A 15229-nucleotide genomic window follows, 5' to 3' on the forward strand; every position below is an offset into this window, starting at 1 on the left:
CTACTACTCACCTCCAAACTTTATAATAGTTGCTTTATCATTTGAAAAATCTATATAATCTTCTCCAACAATTTTAACTTTACCGGTGTCTCCCGTTGAAAATCCATAATATGAACCTCCATGTATTCCGTCGCCGGGGTGATAGAATACCATTCCATCACCATCATTAGTAAACTTCCAACCAGTACCTGCTGAACCATATGACGCTTCAGTCCCTCCCTCTCCTAGGATAGATTTGATTTCATTTTTAGTACTTCCGTATAATCTTTCAGGATTAGAAATAATATCTTCTAACGAGTTAGGTTTCCAATTAACATTTCCAGCACCATATTTATCTTTAAAGTAATTATTCCAGTCTTTTCCAGAGACAGGATTCTCTGCGCCAAAATCTGTTTTAGTAGGGTTAGTCCCACTGGTTTTCTTAGGTGCTTTTTTGTTGTTGGACATTAACCCTTTCCCACCATAATAAGCACCAATAGCAACTACAGATATGGTACTCAATACGGTTTCCCTGTTTTTGCATTAATTCCTGTACGTAATTCTTCTGCCATTGTAGCAAAATAGTCATCCAGTATCCCATTCTCTTTCGGATTCATCAAAATTGCAAGATAGTCTTTGTATGTCTCATTAAATTCAAAATCTGCTTGTGATACTCTTAACGGATCTTTTACCCACATCCATTAGAAAATGAACCTCTTGTCTTTATTCCATATTGTGATACAAAAAAATGATATCAGAACATTTCATACCCTGATATCATTTTAATTATTTTACTTATTTTGAGTTTCTAACAATAAATAGAACTGAATTTTATCCGCTATTGGCAACTTGATTAGTGAGTGCGTGCTCACTAGTCAAAGCTTTACTATCCAACTTCAATCAGATAGTAAAGTGCCTCTTTTTATCTTGCTAGAAGTCTGATGGTTCTGTATATTCAATATAATCTCCTGATAAGCCTTCTGGAAACTGTTCTTCTGGATATTCTCTTTCTAAAAGCTCATTAAAATTCTTTATCGTTTCACTCAACGCTTCCTGCTGAGTTTTACCAAAACCAACAGCAGATTCTGGATAATTATCATCAGACCTCAATTTTATATTAATATCTGTATAACCAGAGAAAGTACCTGAATTATCTTCATAAATTTTCACTTTCATTTTACCATATGGAAGAATTCCTACCATCCATATATTATATTCACCAACACATCGCTCGATTTTTGAAACATTTTTTAAAGATAAATTTTTCCACATAACCTTATTCTCCTTTTATTGTTTTCCAAATGATATTATTTTTCCTGTCGGCTTATGAATATCAATGTATTTCCCATTTTTGTAATATCTTACTACATTAGGTGTAGGATAATCTATTTTTTTTGTTCGTGCGCCTTTTAGTTTACGACTAAAATCTTCCGCTTTATTCAAATATTGCTCAAGAGAGTTCGCTTTAACTTCTGCTCCATGCTTCTCAAAATGCTTTATCAAAGAGGCTTTTGCATCAGAAAAAGTCCCCTTATGCCATTTATTTAGAGCATCATCACATATATTATGAACTAATATACTTAAATTAGAAACAAAATAAGTATGAGCATTCTCTACTTCAAAATTATATACCTTAATAGGTTTATTTAGACAGATACTTTGAATATCGGTGATTGGTAATGTATTTCCTAAACTATCAATCAAATTGTCATTACACATTAATTCTTTGGCCTTTACCCATCCTTTGTTTAGCAAATAGAACGGATGCTCTTCAGTGGTTTCAATTATTTCATTACCAACCATAATTCGAACAAGTTTGCTAGTTTCACTAACAAATAATTGAACAACTTTTTCATAAGACTGAATATTAGAGTTTTCATGCTTCGCAAAAACTTTATCACCTATTTGAATAGATTCAATCGGTTTATGACCTTGTTCACTCAAGACAAGTGTACCTGAAACAAAGCACATAGGTCCACTGGTTTTCTTAGGTGTTTTTTTGTTGTTGGACGTTAACCCTTTCCCACCATAATAAGCACCAATAGCAACTACAGATATGGCACTCAATACGGTTGACCACCGTTGGGCCTTTTCTAAATCTGTTAATGGTTTCCCTGTTTTTGCATTCATTCCTGTACGTAGTTCTTCTGCCATTGTAGCAAAATAGTCATCCAGTATCCCATTCTCTTTCGGATTCATCAAAATTGCAAGATAGTCTTTGTATGTCTCATTAAATTCAAAATCTGCTTGTGATACTCTTAACGGATCTTTTACCCACATCCATTCATAGACACCTGGTGCTATCTGAACACGGACATACCTTCTCCCTTCCATAGCTTTTTTAAATTTAGCCGCATGCTCTTGTTCCATTTTTTTTGCTCTTTCATCCCATCGACTAGAAATAGCTTTTGCCCAGTTCATATCTAGTTTTTTGAGATCAAAAGTCCCTGTAGAGGCATTCCACGCTTTACAATCCTTTACTTGATTAATCGCTGTGTTCAATTCTTGTTGAGAAGAATTATATTCACTAAAAAAGCTTGTTGACTGAGCGCTGTATGTCCGTAATTTCTCCAGTTTTTCTTTTCTCTTTTGCATGGCCTCATAAGCGTTCATAGAACGTCTTTCTAAGTCTGGTCGAGGTCTTTTCGCATCCCGAATCAAGTCGTCAATCGTGTGTAATAACTCTTGATATTGATCAATCTCTGCTTGAATTTTGTCCTCATCTATATCTTCTCCACCTACAGTAGCCTGATATTCACTTACAAATTTCTTATGCGCATTGGTAAAAGCTTCGGCAGTCATGATAATGGACTGACAAATAGGCTTATACGCCACCATAAAATAATTTTTAGCCGAATCATAGGCTTTACTGGATAAAGGCGCAGATAAAAACTGTTGGATGCTTTGTTGTAAGGAAGACACAGCTTGTTGTGCTTGGCTACTAACTTGTGTTGCTTGCGAACTTCTAGCTTGTGCTTCTGACACAATGAATTTAAGTCCCATTCGACATCTCCTTCTCTTCTGTTTTTAAGAAGTTTCGATGTGCTGAACGGACCGAGTCTTCTTTTTCTAACAAGGTTTTACGGTCTTGCGCTAGCTGTTCTTGTTCCTCTTCAAATTCTTGTAATGCTTGTCGTGATAAGTGAAAACTATCATCCTGTCGTTCCTCGAAAAAAATCTCTCTCTTCTGATTCTACTTCATTTAGAGATTCCTGATAGATTCGTTGTTCTTGTCGTTGTAACGCATAGAATCGTTCTTGTAGTTGTTCAATAAACTGTTGGTCTTTCTTATTGTCTCGTTGTGCTTCTTGAAGTTCTTCCAGTTGATTTCGAAACTGGTAGTTTTGATCGTCAAAACGTTGTTGCGAAGTTAACGTCATTACCTTATCCCTCCAATTGAAAGAGTAGGTAACTGCGCAATTTTTTGGTCAATGCGTTCAAATTCTTTCGCAACAGAATTTATATTGTCCCCTGCTTTTACAATACTGTTAGAGACACCTTTTAGACTAGATTGAAAGGTTGAAAAACTTTCAATCGCAGTGCTATTACCAGCCACGTTGATTTGTCCAGAGCTGACAGAAACGGATATTCTATTTAATGCACTAGCTGATTGACTAAATGAGGCTGAAACCCCACTGGCAATACTAGAATTACTATTAATCGACATGCTTCACTCTCCTTTTTTTAACAAGTCATTAACTTTGTGTCTATTTAACTTTACTAAAGAGCATATCTATTTTCTATACTTTTTGTTAATAAGCAAAAAAATACCCCTACTTATGATACGGTTCCCCCCGCATTATCCGAAACCCTCGATAAATCTGCTCAACCAAAACCAATCGCATCAACTGATGTGGATAAGTCAATTTCCCAAAAGACATCTGCTGCTGACTTCTCTTCAACACCTCATCACTCAATCCAAGTGAACCGCCAATCACAAACGCCAACTGACTTTTCCCATGAATACCCAACTGCTCGATTTCCTTAGAAAAGTCCTCACTGCTAAACTGCTTCCCATTAATTGCCAAAACAAAAACATGATCCTGATCTGAAATTTTGGCTAAAATCCGTTCGCCTTCTTTTCCTTTGACCTGAAGCATCTCTGCTTCACTTAAATTTTCTGGTGCTTTTTCATCCGATACTTCAATGATTTCTACTTTTGCATAACTTTGCAGTCGTTTTAAATACTCGTTTATTCCTTGAACCAAATATTTCTCTTTCAACTTACCCACAGTAATAATTTTTATTTTCAACAGATTCACGTCTCTTTCGGTTTTAATTCTTTCACTTGTTAACAATTTTATCATGAATGTTTTGAGTCTTCCACATACTTTCCCACAAAGTTATGCACATATGCACAGACTTATCCACAGGTTTATGCTGAATTATCCTTTATTTCATAGTATTTTGAGATACAAACACATATTCCCATATATTTATCCACATTATCCACATTTTGTGGATAAGTTTTTCACAGGACTTTTCCTCTATTTTTCAAAAGTTTTTCACACTTTACTGTGTATAAGTATTTCAGCACTATCATTTTTTCATTATTTGTATCTGTTTTTCTCCCCAACTTGTTCATAAAAAATTCAAAGCTCTTGGGTAGACTAAAGGTGTCTTGAAAGACTATACTAAATATAATAAATAATGATAATTAATTAGGAGGTTGCTTGTATGCAAAAGAAAGACGTTACACCTGATTCAGATAAAAAGCAAAATGGATTATTTAAAAAATTTGGGATTGGTTTAATTGGGGGATTACTTGGAGGTGCACTCGCTTTTGGTGGTGCTTATACTCTTCTAGGGCAAAACTCACCTTCATCTAATACACCAACAACAAACTCAGTAAAAGATAACAAAGGCGATACCAAAGTGACCAATGTTAGTTTAGATGTAACGAGTGATGTGACTAAAGCTGTTGATAAAGTAAAAGATTCTGTTGTTTCAGTTATCAACTTACAAAGCCCTAGTCAAAATACGGATGCTGGTGGTTTTGGCAGTATCTTCGGTGGTAATGACGGTACTGAATCGAATGGAGCTGAATCGAAAGACAGTGATTTGCAAGCTGCCAGTGAAGGTAGCGGCGTAATTTATAAAAAAGACGGAAAAACAGCTTACGTTGTTACGAATAATCACGTAGTAGATCAAGCGAAAGGCTTGGAGGTTGTTTTACACGATGGTACGAAAGTTCAAGGAGAATTAGTTGGTACAGATTCTTATACTGACCTTGCTGTAATCAAGATTTCATCTGATAAAGTAGATTCAATTGCTGAATTTGGTAACTCTGATAAGCTAAAAATCGGAGAACCAGCTTTAGCTATCGGCTCACCTCTAGGTTCTGCTTATGCCAATTCAGTAACACAAGGGATCATTTCTTCATTAAATAGAAATATCCAAAACGAAAATAACGGTCAAGCGATCAATATCAATGCGATCCAAACAGATGCTGCGATCAACCCAGGAAACTCAGGCGGTCCTTTAGTCAATATCGAAGGTCAAGTAATCGGGATCAACTCTGTTAAAATCGTGCAATCTGAAAGCCAAGTAAGTGTTGAAGGAATGGGCTTTGCGATTCCAAGTAATGATGTAGTAAATATTATCAATCAATTGGAAAAAGAAGGCAAAGTAACACGTCCAGCGCTAGGTATTTCAATGGAAGAATTAACAAATGTATCCACACAACAAAGAAAAGAAATCTTAAAACTTCCTGAATCAGTTCAAATGGGGGTACTTGTTCGTACCGTTCAAACTGCCACTCCAGCGGATAAAGCAGGACTTGAAAGATATGATGTTATCACTAAAATCGACGGTGAAGAGATCAATTCTGTAACTGATTTGCAAAGTGCTCTTTACAAGAAAAAAGTCGGCGATAAAATGAAAATCACCTTCTATCGTGATGGAAAAGAACAAAGTGTGGATGTAGAATTAACCATTGACCAATCAGCACTTAAACAAAACTCAGCTAACTCAAACAATTCACAAAATCCATAAATATAGTAAGTAAAAAACTAGGTGATGCATTCCTCTTCAAATTGGAAAGCATTTAACCTAGTTTTTTGCTATAAAGTCATACCTTTATATGAGCAATAAATTCAAGAGTATAATAAAATGAAGATAAATAAAACTTTAGAAAGAGGGATTTACTATGGCTCATAAATTACGTGAAGAATGGGATAAATTATTCAGTAAAAAACACGATCTAGAGGAATTAAAAAAAGCAAAACACGATGAATCTGGAAATTTTGTTACAGATGAAGGTGAAGGTACTGAGGTTTTAGGCCATAGCTCTGTGGATGAGTTGAATGCCATGATGTATGCTGAGTGGAATACTTTTTTGAATGACAGCACGTTGTTCACCGCTTTAGAAGAAGCAGAACAAAATAAAGTCCGTTCAAACGGTCCAAGTTTCGCTGAGTATAATGGCGATTAGCAATAAAAATAAACCCGTAACAAAACCTTTTTCTGTTTTGTTACGGGTTTATTGTTTTATTTCCCTACAGGAAATGCTTCTCCTACTACCGCATCAAATGGTAATTCTAAAATTCCTTTTTTAGCTGGCGCATCTGGTAAACGCAATTCCCCAGCAGAACAAATCATACCAAAACTTTCTACACCGCGTAAAACTCCAGGCCAAATCATCAACCCATCTGGCATCATGGCACCAGGTTTTGCGACAACTACTTTTTGCCCTGCTTTGATATTTGGTGCACCACAAACGATTTGTAGAACTTCACCATTGTCCACTTCTGTTTGTGTGATCGATAAATGATCAGAATCAGGATGCTTTTTACAAGATTTTACAAAACCGATCACGATTTTCGGCTCATTTTCTTCCACTAGCGTTTCATTAAAACCAGCTTGTCCAAGTTCTTGATTTACCTTCGTTAATTGCTCCTTAGTCAATTCAATTTGGCCTACGCCTGCAATTTCACCTAAAAGCGTTGATGCTTCAAAGATGTTCCAAGCAACTACTTGGCCGTCTTCTGCTATACTTACACGTGCTACATTGCCCTTACGCTCCACACGATTTTCTTGTCCTTTATCATCTGCCACAATGACCATCAAGACATCGCCGACATGCTCCTTATTATAAGCAAAAATCATTTTTTAACTCACTCCATTTTTATCATTTTTCAAGATACCATCTCTATATCTTCTGTCTTATCTTAACAAAAAAACAGTTTGTCTGCATGATATTTTTTCTTTTCAATATTCAATAAAGAAAAAATAAGTGAAACAAAACGGTTACGCCTTGCTTCACCTATTTTACATTGGCTATTTATTTTTTCTTTTTCTCTGGATGAACGATCAAAACATCACATGGTGCGTGACGAATGATGTAACTGCTCACACTGCCGATCATTAAACGCTCTACAGCATTTAAGCCTGATTGTCCTACCATGATCAAATCAACATTATATTTCTCTGGCAAATCGTTACACATTACTTCTTTTGCTGAACCATAAGCAACAACAGGTTCTACTTGAGAAAAATCAACACTTTTAGCATATGCTTTACAGTCATCCAGTAATTCTCTTGCATTTTCCGTTTCTTGATCTAATAAACTATCATTCAAAGAGGAATATCCCATCATTGTATAGACTTTATTTTCTATAATATGAGCGACAATCACACGACCATTGTTTCTTTTAGCTACTTCAATTGCTTGTTGATAGGCTAAATTCCCTTGATCACTACCATCTACACCAACTAAAATAGTCTTATACGTTTGTGTTAACATAGTATCCATCTCCCGATTGTTTTATTTTCTCTTTTGAATCGGCTAATTATTGTTGATTAAAACTTAACTTACACTTTTTAAAAAGGTTGTAATTTCTTCTTTCGTTTTACGGTCTTTATTGACCAGACGACCCAGCTCTTTACCTTGTTCAGTGACTACAAAACTTGGAATTCCAAAAATAGTCCACTCAGAAGCCAGATCCATAAACTTATCACGGTCTACCTCAATAAAACGAAAATCTGGAAATTCAGCCTCGATTTCAGGCATTACTGGTTTGATAAAACGGCAGTCACCACACCAATCTGCAGTGAAGAAAAAGACACTTTTTCCTTCTGAGACATAGCCTGCCAGTTCTTCATATGATGTTGGAATAATCATAAACTACCCTCTACTTTCCGTAAATGATCGTATTAACAGTTGTTTTATCTAGACCTTTTAATACTTGAATCAGCATTTCACGAGCTGCTTCAAAGTCTTTGATATTGAACATTGTTTGATGCGTATGGATGTAACGTCCACAAACGCCGATAACTGTACTTGGTACACCATTGTTTGTTGTATGAGCTGCACCAGCATCCGTACCGCCTTTAGAAACGAAGTATTGGTAAGGAATGTTATGTGTTGCTGCTGTGTCTAATAAATATTCACGTACACGAGGTAATGTGATCATTCCTGGATCGTAAATACGTAATAATGTTCCTTCACCTAAATGACCGTATGTCCCTTTTTTCGTTTGAATATCATCTGCAGCGGAACAATCTACTGCAAAGAATAGATCTGGATTAAATTTGTGCACAGAAGGTTTAGAACCACGTAAACCAACTTCTTCTTGTACATTTGCTCCAGCAATCAGCGTATGACCTAATTGTTCATTTTGCAGTGCTTCTAATGCTTCTAAGACTAATGTACAACCGTAGCGGTTATCCCATGATTTACTAATAATGTTTTTGCCATTAGCAGTTTTGATCGTTTCTGTTTGAGGCACGATCGAATCACCTGGACGCACACCGAAACTTTCTGCTTCTTCTTTTGATTCAAATCCAGCATCGAAGAGAATATCTGTTACTTCTAACTGTTTTTGACCACTTGTGCCACGTAATAAATGAGGTGGCACAGAAGAAGAGATACATGGATAATTGCCTTTACTTGTTTTTAAAGTAAAACGTTGCGCAGAAACCACGTAAGGATTCCAGCCGCCTAAAGGAACAACTTGGAATAATCCGTTGTCTTTGATTTGTGTCAACATAAAGCCGACTTCATCCATATGAGCCGCAACCATAACACGTGGCGCATCTTGTTCTTTCGCTCTTTTTAGACCAAAAATCCCACCTAAACCATCATATTGAATCTCGTCTACTAATGGGGCCATATTTTTTTTCATATACGCACGAATATCATCTTCAAATCCGCTTGTTCCTTGTAATTCTGTTAGTTCTTTGATGCGTTGAAATGTTTTTTCTTCCATCGTTGTATTATCTGCCAGTTCTCCCGCTTAGGATCACTTATTCCTTTTTGCTAAAAATAACATTACTTTCAAACAAAAACGGCAGATACTCCTTTCATATGATTTCACATTCATTATAACGCAAAATTTTTCAATTGCCCACGTTTTTTGTTTTTCGATATTTTCATACAATGTGTTAGAATATAGTTAACGCTGAATGATTTTGGCAAACATTTGAAAATACTCGGAGGTTATTCCCCATGAATGAAGAAAATGAATTAAGCTATTTTAAAGGTGGCTTAGCAATTGGTGTAAGTTTAGGAATTATAAGTGGTATTGCTTCTACATTATGGTATCAGAAAAAACGGACATTGGATGCTGATTTGGTTTTAGAAAATGTCAAAGCAGCCTTTTTGAAAGAAGGACCCATCGAAGGATCTTGGATCGAATTTGAGAAAAAACCACTACGAAAATTTGCCGTTCATTCAAAAACCTACAATGGCGGTATTTCACGCTTAGAAGACGGTACTATGGTTCAGTATGAATTCACCGCTGACGCCTTTACTGGAACTGTGATTGACGTTAAAAGAATCAAGGATTAAGAATACAAAGAACAGTTGAAACAAGCACGTATAACATTGTGCTGTTTCAACTGTTCTTTTTTTGGTCTTATTCAGATTGAAATCGTGCCTCTACACGATAAATCGGTTGCCCTTTTGCAGAAAATTTTGCTTCATACTCTGTCATGATGTTTCCTTCATAATCACTAGCATGTAAATCTAGCCAAACTTGTTCCAGAACCATACCATATTTTGAAAAACTACTTAATGAATACTCGAATAAACCACGATTATCTGTTTTAAAATGAATTTCTCCATTCGGTTTTAGAATTTCTTCATCTGTTGCTAAAAACGATTTAAACGTCAGACGACGTTTCTCATGTCTGGTCTTTGGCCATGGATCAGAAAAGTTCAAGTAAATTTGATCTATCTCGTTCTCTGCAAAGTATTGTGTCAATTCTTCTCCGTTGACATGAAGTAATTGCAAGTTCGGCAACTCTTCTTTCAAAGCTTTTTCTAAAGCAATCGAAAGGACACTTAGTTGCATGTCGATCCCAATATAATTGATTTTTGGGTTTGCTTTTGCCATTCCTACTACAAATTGCCCCTTACCTGAGCCTATTTCAATATGAATAGGATGATCATTCCCAAATCGTTCAGCCCAACGTCCTTGCCATTTAGAAGGCTCGTCAACTACTAATTCGGGATGACTAGCCAGAAGTTCAGCTGCTCCAGGTCTTTTTCTCATTCTCATACTTTGTGTTTCCTTTCTTTAATAACAAATTTTAAGAGGGTAGGACAAAACAGAATTCGTTTTGCGCTGCCCTCTATCTATTTAAGTTCACGGTAAAAGCAAATGTTCACCTTTTTTAATACCCAAAAGCTCGCTTTAGCTTCAAGATCTCTGCATTCATTTCCCGTTTTTCTCCTGATTGATAATGCCGTAAAATTTCTTGGAGAAAATTAAATAGTGCGTACCATTTGATTCGCGTCAACGCTTCCTCACTCGGACGCATCCCATAAGATAATAGCCATTTGTTCCAACTTGCACGCGGGACATAATGTCCTAGCAACATCCCTAAATCTAAAGCTGGATCAGCAATCATTACAGAATCCCAGTCAACTAAATACAGATAATTATTTGATACGATCCAATTACGATGATTAACATCCCCATGAACGACCATATAATTATGAATAGAATAATTTGGTATATTCTCTTGCAAGTAATGATAAACTCTGGCAAGATACGAATTATTTTGAAGTTCTTTAGGCAATCTATCGCCATATGCATGAAGCATCATTTCAGGCGTTTGGATCTGACCACCGATTTTTCCAAGCATACTTTTCAGCATATGCGAATGATGTAAATGATAAAGCACGTCAACAACATCGTTTCTTTGACCAATCTCTTGGGCTTTAAGTACTTCACCATCAAGCCATTCTTGTGCCGTTAAAATATCGCCTGTCACTGTCCGTTTCGTCCAAACTAGCTTAGGGGCAATTCCTTCTTTAGACAACGCGGCCAAAAGAGGAGAAGTATTTCGTTTAATAAATACTCTTTCAGTCGCACGTATACCCATGAAAGTTTGGCCAGTTGCGCCTTTTATTGGCTGCAAGCGCCATTCTTTATCCAACTGAAATGCCATGGAAATTATCTCCTATCTTAACAACTTCTAATAATTATTTGCAGTAAGTATCATTTTAGCTTCCATAGCGTTTAACGTCAAGCATCTCTCTTGTTCTTTTAATATTAAAATTCGTTTTCTGACGTGCCGCACGTCATATCAACACTCGCAATATAAGCATTTATTAGCTGTTTCGTAATGTTTCCAGGTTTTCCTGTTCCTACGATATGCTCATTCACTTTTACGACTGGAACGATTTCTGTTAATGAACCAGAAACAAAACATTCGTCTGCTGTAAATAATTCTTCCTCATACACTGCTTCTTCCTTGACTGGAATTTCTAGCTCTTTTGCTAATTCTATAATTTTCATTTTAGTAATTCCTGGTAAAATCAAATTACCATCTGGATGTGTATAAACAGTGCCATCTTTAACTACCCAAAAATTCGCAGCTGACGCCTCTGTTACTTTATCATCACGCACAAGTACGGCATCATCAAATCCTTGCTGGCGAGCATCATCCAATGACAACACATTGCCTAGTAAACTCAATGACTTGATATCACAATGCAACCAACGTGTATCAGGAACTACAGCAACAGAGATCCCTTCTGCCATCTTTTGTATAGGACGCTCATACGGTCTAATATTAGCCGTTAAAACCCCTTTGACTTTTTCAGGATTCGGTAAGGCGTGATTTCTCGGCGAGTCAATCCCTCTTGTTACTTGAAAATAAAGTTTTCCATCTTTGATTCCTTCAATTTCAACTAGTTTTTTCAAATTGGCCGTTAACGATTCTTTTGAAAAAGGCAAGTGCATTCTGATTTTTTCAGCACCACTCCAAAGTCGATCCAAATGTTCTTCCATCATATACAAATGACCGTTATATACACGAACCACTTCATACAAACCATCACCATATTGATAACCACGATCTTCAATGTCGATTTTGACTTCTTCACGTTCAACAATTTGGTCATTCCATAAAATATGCATCTTTAAGCCTCCATTTTCTTCAAACGATACGGAACATAAAACTTAGCAAATAACAATACTTCAACTATCAACGCAACAACGACCATCGCTGCTTCTTTAAAGTCAGGTAACGCAATTAAAACGAAGAGACTGAACAAAATCGCTGCTACAAGCAACAACACTGTTACAAGTTTACCCACTGCTTGTTTTTTTTGTCCATTTGGCACAGGATACAAATGCGTCATTACCATGTAATCAAATTGCGTATAAATTGGAATCAACTGGAACCCGATCAGATAAATAAATAAAACCGACACACCCATTGAAATCCAAAATTCTTTTAAGAAAAATAAAATCACTCCTGCAACGAGCACCAACCGAATGAATAAGCCACTATACTCAGAACCTCTTAAAAAACTGCGGGCATACAAGTATAAATAAGTATTTTGACTCGTTTTCTTGATTTTATTCAATAATGGATCAAGGAATTTCCGACGCTTCACACTACTAGAAATTTCTGGTACATCTGTAAATAAGTGGATAAATTGGTAAATACGATGCATCCGATTTTTTTCTTTTTGAACCATCAGTTCCCAGTCTAATGACACAGCTGCTTCTTTTTTCTTCAATACAAGATAAAATAATACAGCCTGTACCCCCGCTGCCAAAGGCCCAGCTAAAGGTAATACATATAGACTAAGCCCAATCGCTACAATACTTGTCGCTAACCACACTGCAAACCACAAACTGCGTTCACGTGACGTGACTTGATACAACTCATATTTTTGTAACCGCAAATGACTGGCCTTTAAAATACCCAACATGACAATAAAATAGAAAAATGTTGAAAAAGCCCATCCTGTCGAAACTACCACTAGCGGCATTGACATACCACCCATCAAAAATAATGCTACAATCGGTAACCAAAATGAGTAGCGTATAGCTCGATTCAAATAAGTATTCATCTCAGGCTCTTTTGGTAAAATAAATACTTTATCTGCTTCCTCAGCCAAAGTTGCAATACGACCGATCTGCAACAACACAAGCCAAAATACTAAAACGATCGGTCTACCCCAGATAAAATTTTCTGGTAATGTTTTTAACACTTGCGAATAATAAAAACCCAAGCCGCCCAATAAAAAGACACAAACCAAAATAAAATGATCGTTAAAAACATACCGCATATACTTCATCATTTTTTTCAAATGGCGTGCTAAACGAATGCCAAAAAATCCAGACATACTACCCCACCTTTTCTTCTTTCGTTAATGCGATATAAATATCATCCAAAGAAGAACCAGGTAAACTAAATTCTTCACGCAACTCTTCCATCGAACCAACTGCTCGAACTTCCCCATCATGTAAGACAACAAAGCGATCACAATATCGTTCAGCGGTCGCTAAAATATGTGTCGACATTAAAATAGCTGCTCCTTGATTGCGCATTTCGTCCATTAATTCTAATAATGCATGAATTGCCAAGGGATCCAACCCTAAAAATGGTTCATCAATGATATACAAACTTGGCTCAATTAAAAAGGCGCACAGCACCATAACTTTTTGTTTCATCCCTTTTGAAAAATTAGCAGGAAACCAATCCAACTTATTTTCTAAACGGAAAGTTTTTAATAAAGTATCTGCACGTTTGAACGCTTCTTCAATCGGAATATCATAAGCCATTGCAGTAATTTCGATATGCTCTCTTAATGTTAACTCTTCATATAACGAAGGAGTCTCAGGAATATAACCGATTTTTTTACGGTAGCTTTCAGGTTGTTGCTTCAATGTTTCTCCATCAATAGAAATTTTTCCTTTTTGCGGTGTTAATAACCCAATCACATTTTTGATCGTCGTACTCTTTCCAGCACCATTTAAGCCTATCAGGCCCACCATTTCACCAGATTTTACTTCAAAATTAATATCTTTTAAAACAGGAATATGACCATAGCCTCCTGTTAAATGCTCAATTACTAAGCTCATTTATGTACCTCCAACTTTTTTTATCGTGAATCTATTATACCACGAACTTTTTGAAGGTTTCATGAACTTTTCCTCCCAAATAAATTTCAAGGTATGGTAAAGTAAAAGAAACAGCAAAAAGAAAGAAGGGAAACCATGACAGACTGTATTTTTTGTAAAATCATCAATCGCGAAATTCCGAGCTACAAAGTTTATGAAGATGATAAGGTTTATGCCTTTTTAGACATTACTCAAGTGACCAAAGGCCATACTTTACTTGTTCCTAAAGAACATGTGACCGATATTTTTGAGTATGAGCCAACACTTGCTGGAGAAGTTTTTGCACGCGTTCCTAAAGTAGCACGTGCTTTAGAAAAAGCATTTCCTGAAATGGATGGACTAAACATCATCAACAATAATAAAGAACTTGCTTATCAATCCGTTTTTCATTCACACATTCACTTAATACCTAGATACGGTAAAACCGATGACTTCTCCATTCACTTTGGAAACAACCAAGGAATCTATTCTTCTGAGGAAATGCAGGAGATAGCTGAAAAAATCATGAAGCAGGTGGAACAATAATGAGTAAATTTTCTAAAGGAATTTTATTTGGCGCAGTCGTTGGAGCTGCTAGCGGTTTGCTTTTTGCGCCTCGAAGCGGTAAAGCGACTCGACAAAAATTTGTGGATGAATTAGAAGACTGGTCTGATTTAAAAGAAGATTTTAATGAAAAACTTGACCACTTCAAAGAATCTGCACAAGCATTACAAGCTGCAGCAGATATGTATATCGAGCCTTTTATCGATGGGATCAATCAAGACGTTGAAAACTTTATGTTTCAAGTAGAACCAAGACTTGATCAACTCCAAGAACAAGTTGAAAAAATTCAATCTGAATTACCTGAAATGCCAACGGAAGATTAGAATAATTGAGGTTGA

Annotated in this window: 21 protein-coding genes; 5 read left to right on the forward strand and 16 right to left on the reverse strand. The window is 36.3% G+C overall.

The window, feature by feature from the left end:
* Nucleotides 1-3: 3 nt before the first annotated feature.
* The 7 genes from A5821_RS09970 to rlmH all read right to left on the reverse strand — a co-directional run bounded on the left by A5821_RS09970 (nt 4) and on the right by rlmH (nt 4232).
* Entirely contained in the window at nt 4-447 is a 444-nt protein-coding gene (locus tag A5821_RS09970; protein WP_249921864.1) for a hypothetical protein, read from the reverse strand.
* 50 nt (nt 448-497) lie between these two features.
* Entirely contained in the window at nt 498-677 is a 180-nt protein-coding gene (locus A5821_RS09975; RefSeq protein ID WP_339098535.1) for a hypothetical protein, read from the reverse strand.
* Between the two features lie 232 nt (nt 678-909).
* On the reverse strand, nt 910-1251 hold the full coding sequence (locus A5821_RS09980) for a hypothetical protein (protein WP_086314430.1): 342 nt from the start codon (nt 1249-1251) through the stop codon (nt 910-912).
* A gap of 15 nt (nt 1252-1266) precedes the next feature.
* Nucleotides 1267-2964: a polymorphic toxin-type HINT domain-containing protein gene (locus A5821_RS09985; protein ID WP_339098536.1), complete on the reverse strand. Its 1698-nt coding sequence runs from the start codon at nt 2962-2964 to the stop codon at nt 1267-1269.
* 167 nt (nt 2965-3131) lie between these two features.
* Nucleotides 3132-3359, reverse strand: coding sequence for a hypothetical protein (locus A5821_RS09990; protein WP_086314432.1), 228 nt, complete (start codon nt 3357-3359; stop codon nt 3132-3134).
* Complete coding sequence (locus A5821_RS09995; RefSeq protein ID WP_069640256.1) at nt 3359-3646, reverse strand: TIGR04197 family type VII secretion effector; 288 nt, start codon at nt 3644-3646, stop codon at nt 3359-3361. The genes A5821_RS09990 and A5821_RS09995 overlap by 1 nt, the downstream gene beginning before the upstream one ends.
* A 106-nt stretch (nt 3647-3752) precedes the next feature.
* Nucleotides 3753-4232 carry a 23S rRNA (pseudouridine(1915)-N(3))-methyltransferase RlmH gene (gene rlmH, locus A5821_RS10000; protein ID WP_086315683.1) on the reverse strand — a complete coding sequence of 160 codons (480 nt, stop codon included), beginning with the start codon at nt 4230-4232 and terminating at the stop codon, nt 3753-3755.
* A 424-nt stretch (nt 4233-4656) separates the two neighbouring features.
* Here rlmH and A5821_RS10005 point away from each other — a divergent pair, with 424 nt between their 5' ends.
* On the forward strand, nt 4657-5973 hold the full coding sequence (locus tag A5821_RS10005) for a S1C family serine protease (protein ID WP_086314433.1): 1317 nt from the start codon (nt 4657-4659) through the stop codon (nt 5971-5973).
* A 154-nt stretch (nt 5974-6127) separates the two neighbouring features.
* Entirely contained in the window at nt 6128-6412 is a 285-nt protein-coding gene (locus A5821_RS10010) for a hypothetical protein (RefSeq protein ID WP_086314434.1), read from the forward strand.
* A 56-nt stretch (nt 6413-6468) separates the two neighbouring features.
* Here A5821_RS10010 and ytpR read toward each other — a convergent pair whose 3' ends face one another.
* The 4 genes from ytpR to pepA form a co-directional block, all read right to left on the reverse strand.
* Entirely contained in the window at nt 6469-7086 is a 618-nt protein-coding gene (ytpR, locus tag A5821_RS10015) for a YtpR family tRNA-binding protein (protein ID WP_086314435.1), read from the reverse strand.
* A gap of 175 nt (nt 7087-7261) precedes the next feature.
* Complete coding sequence (locus A5821_RS10020) at nt 7262-7723, reverse strand: universal stress protein (protein ID WP_086314436.1); 462 nt, start codon at nt 7721-7723, stop codon at nt 7262-7264.
* Between the two features lie 63 nt (nt 7724-7786).
* The gene (locus A5821_RS10025) at nt 7787-8101 is read right to left on the reverse strand and encodes a thioredoxin family protein (RefSeq protein WP_086314437.1); all 315 of its coding nucleotides are present in this window, start codon (nt 8099-8101) and stop codon (nt 7787-7789) included.
* 10 nt (nt 8102-8111) lie between these two features.
* Complete coding sequence (pepA, locus tag A5821_RS10030; protein WP_086314438.1) at nt 8112-9188, reverse strand: glutamyl aminopeptidase; 1077 nt, start codon at nt 9186-9188, stop codon at nt 8112-8114.
* A 239-nt stretch (nt 9189-9427) separates the two neighbouring features.
* Here pepA and A5821_RS10035 point away from each other — a divergent pair, with 239 nt between their 5' ends.
* A complete protein-coding gene (locus A5821_RS10035) occupies nt 9428-9769 on the forward strand; it encodes a PepSY domain-containing protein (RefSeq protein ID WP_086314439.1) in 342 nt (113 codons plus the stop codon).
* 67 nt (nt 9770-9836) lie between these two features.
* On the opposite strand, the gene trmB is transcribed toward A5821_RS10035, so the two are convergent.
* From trmB to A5821_RS10060, 5 genes are all read right to left on the reverse strand, one after another.
* Nucleotides 9837-10481 (reverse strand): tRNA (guanosine(46)-N7)-methyltransferase TrmB, encoded by a 645-nt coding sequence (gene trmB / locus A5821_RS10040; protein WP_086314440.1) that lies wholly within the window; start codon nt 10479-10481, stop codon nt 9837-9839.
* Nucleotides 10482-10596: 115 nt separating this feature from the next.
* Nucleotides 10597-11376 carry a phosphotransferase family protein gene (locus A5821_RS10045; RefSeq protein WP_086314441.1) on the reverse strand — a complete coding sequence of 260 codons (780 nt, stop codon included), beginning with the start codon at nt 11374-11376 and terminating at the stop codon, nt 10597-10599.
* A gap of 104 nt (nt 11377-11480) precedes the next feature.
* The gene (gene dat, locus A5821_RS10050) at nt 11481-12350 is read right to left on the reverse strand and encodes a D-amino-acid transaminase (protein WP_086314442.1); all 870 of its coding nucleotides are present in this window, start codon (nt 12348-12350) and stop codon (nt 11481-11483) included.
* 2 nt (nt 12351-12352) lie between these two features.
* Nucleotides 12353-13570, reverse strand: coding sequence for an ABC transporter permease (locus A5821_RS10055; RefSeq protein WP_086314443.1), 1218 nt, complete (start codon nt 13568-13570; stop codon nt 12353-12355).
* Nucleotide 13571: 1 nt separating this feature from the next.
* A complete protein-coding gene (locus A5821_RS10060; RefSeq protein ID WP_086314444.1) occupies nt 13572-14309 on the reverse strand; it encodes an ABC transporter ATP-binding protein in 738 nt (245 codons plus the stop codon).
* 135 nt (nt 14310-14444) lie between these two features.
* On the opposite strand from A5821_RS10060, the gene A5821_RS10065 reads away from it, so the two are divergent.
* Together A5821_RS10065 and A5821_RS10070 are read left to right on the forward strand one after the other, a co-directional pair.
* Entirely contained in the window at nt 14445-14873 is a 429-nt protein-coding gene (locus A5821_RS10065; RefSeq protein ID WP_086314445.1) for an HIT family protein, read from the forward strand.
* A complete protein-coding gene (locus A5821_RS10070; RefSeq protein ID WP_086314446.1) occupies nt 14873-15214 on the forward strand; it encodes a YtxH domain-containing protein in 342 nt (113 codons plus the stop codon). The genes A5821_RS10065 and A5821_RS10070 overlap by 1 nt, the downstream gene beginning before the upstream one ends.
* Nucleotides 15215-15229 lie beyond the last annotated feature (15 nt).

The organism is Enterococcus sp. 7F3_DIV0205, from assembly GCF_002141365.2.
GTDB lineage: Bacteria > Bacillota > Bacilli > Lactobacillales > Enterococcaceae > Enterococcus_L > Enterococcus_L palustris.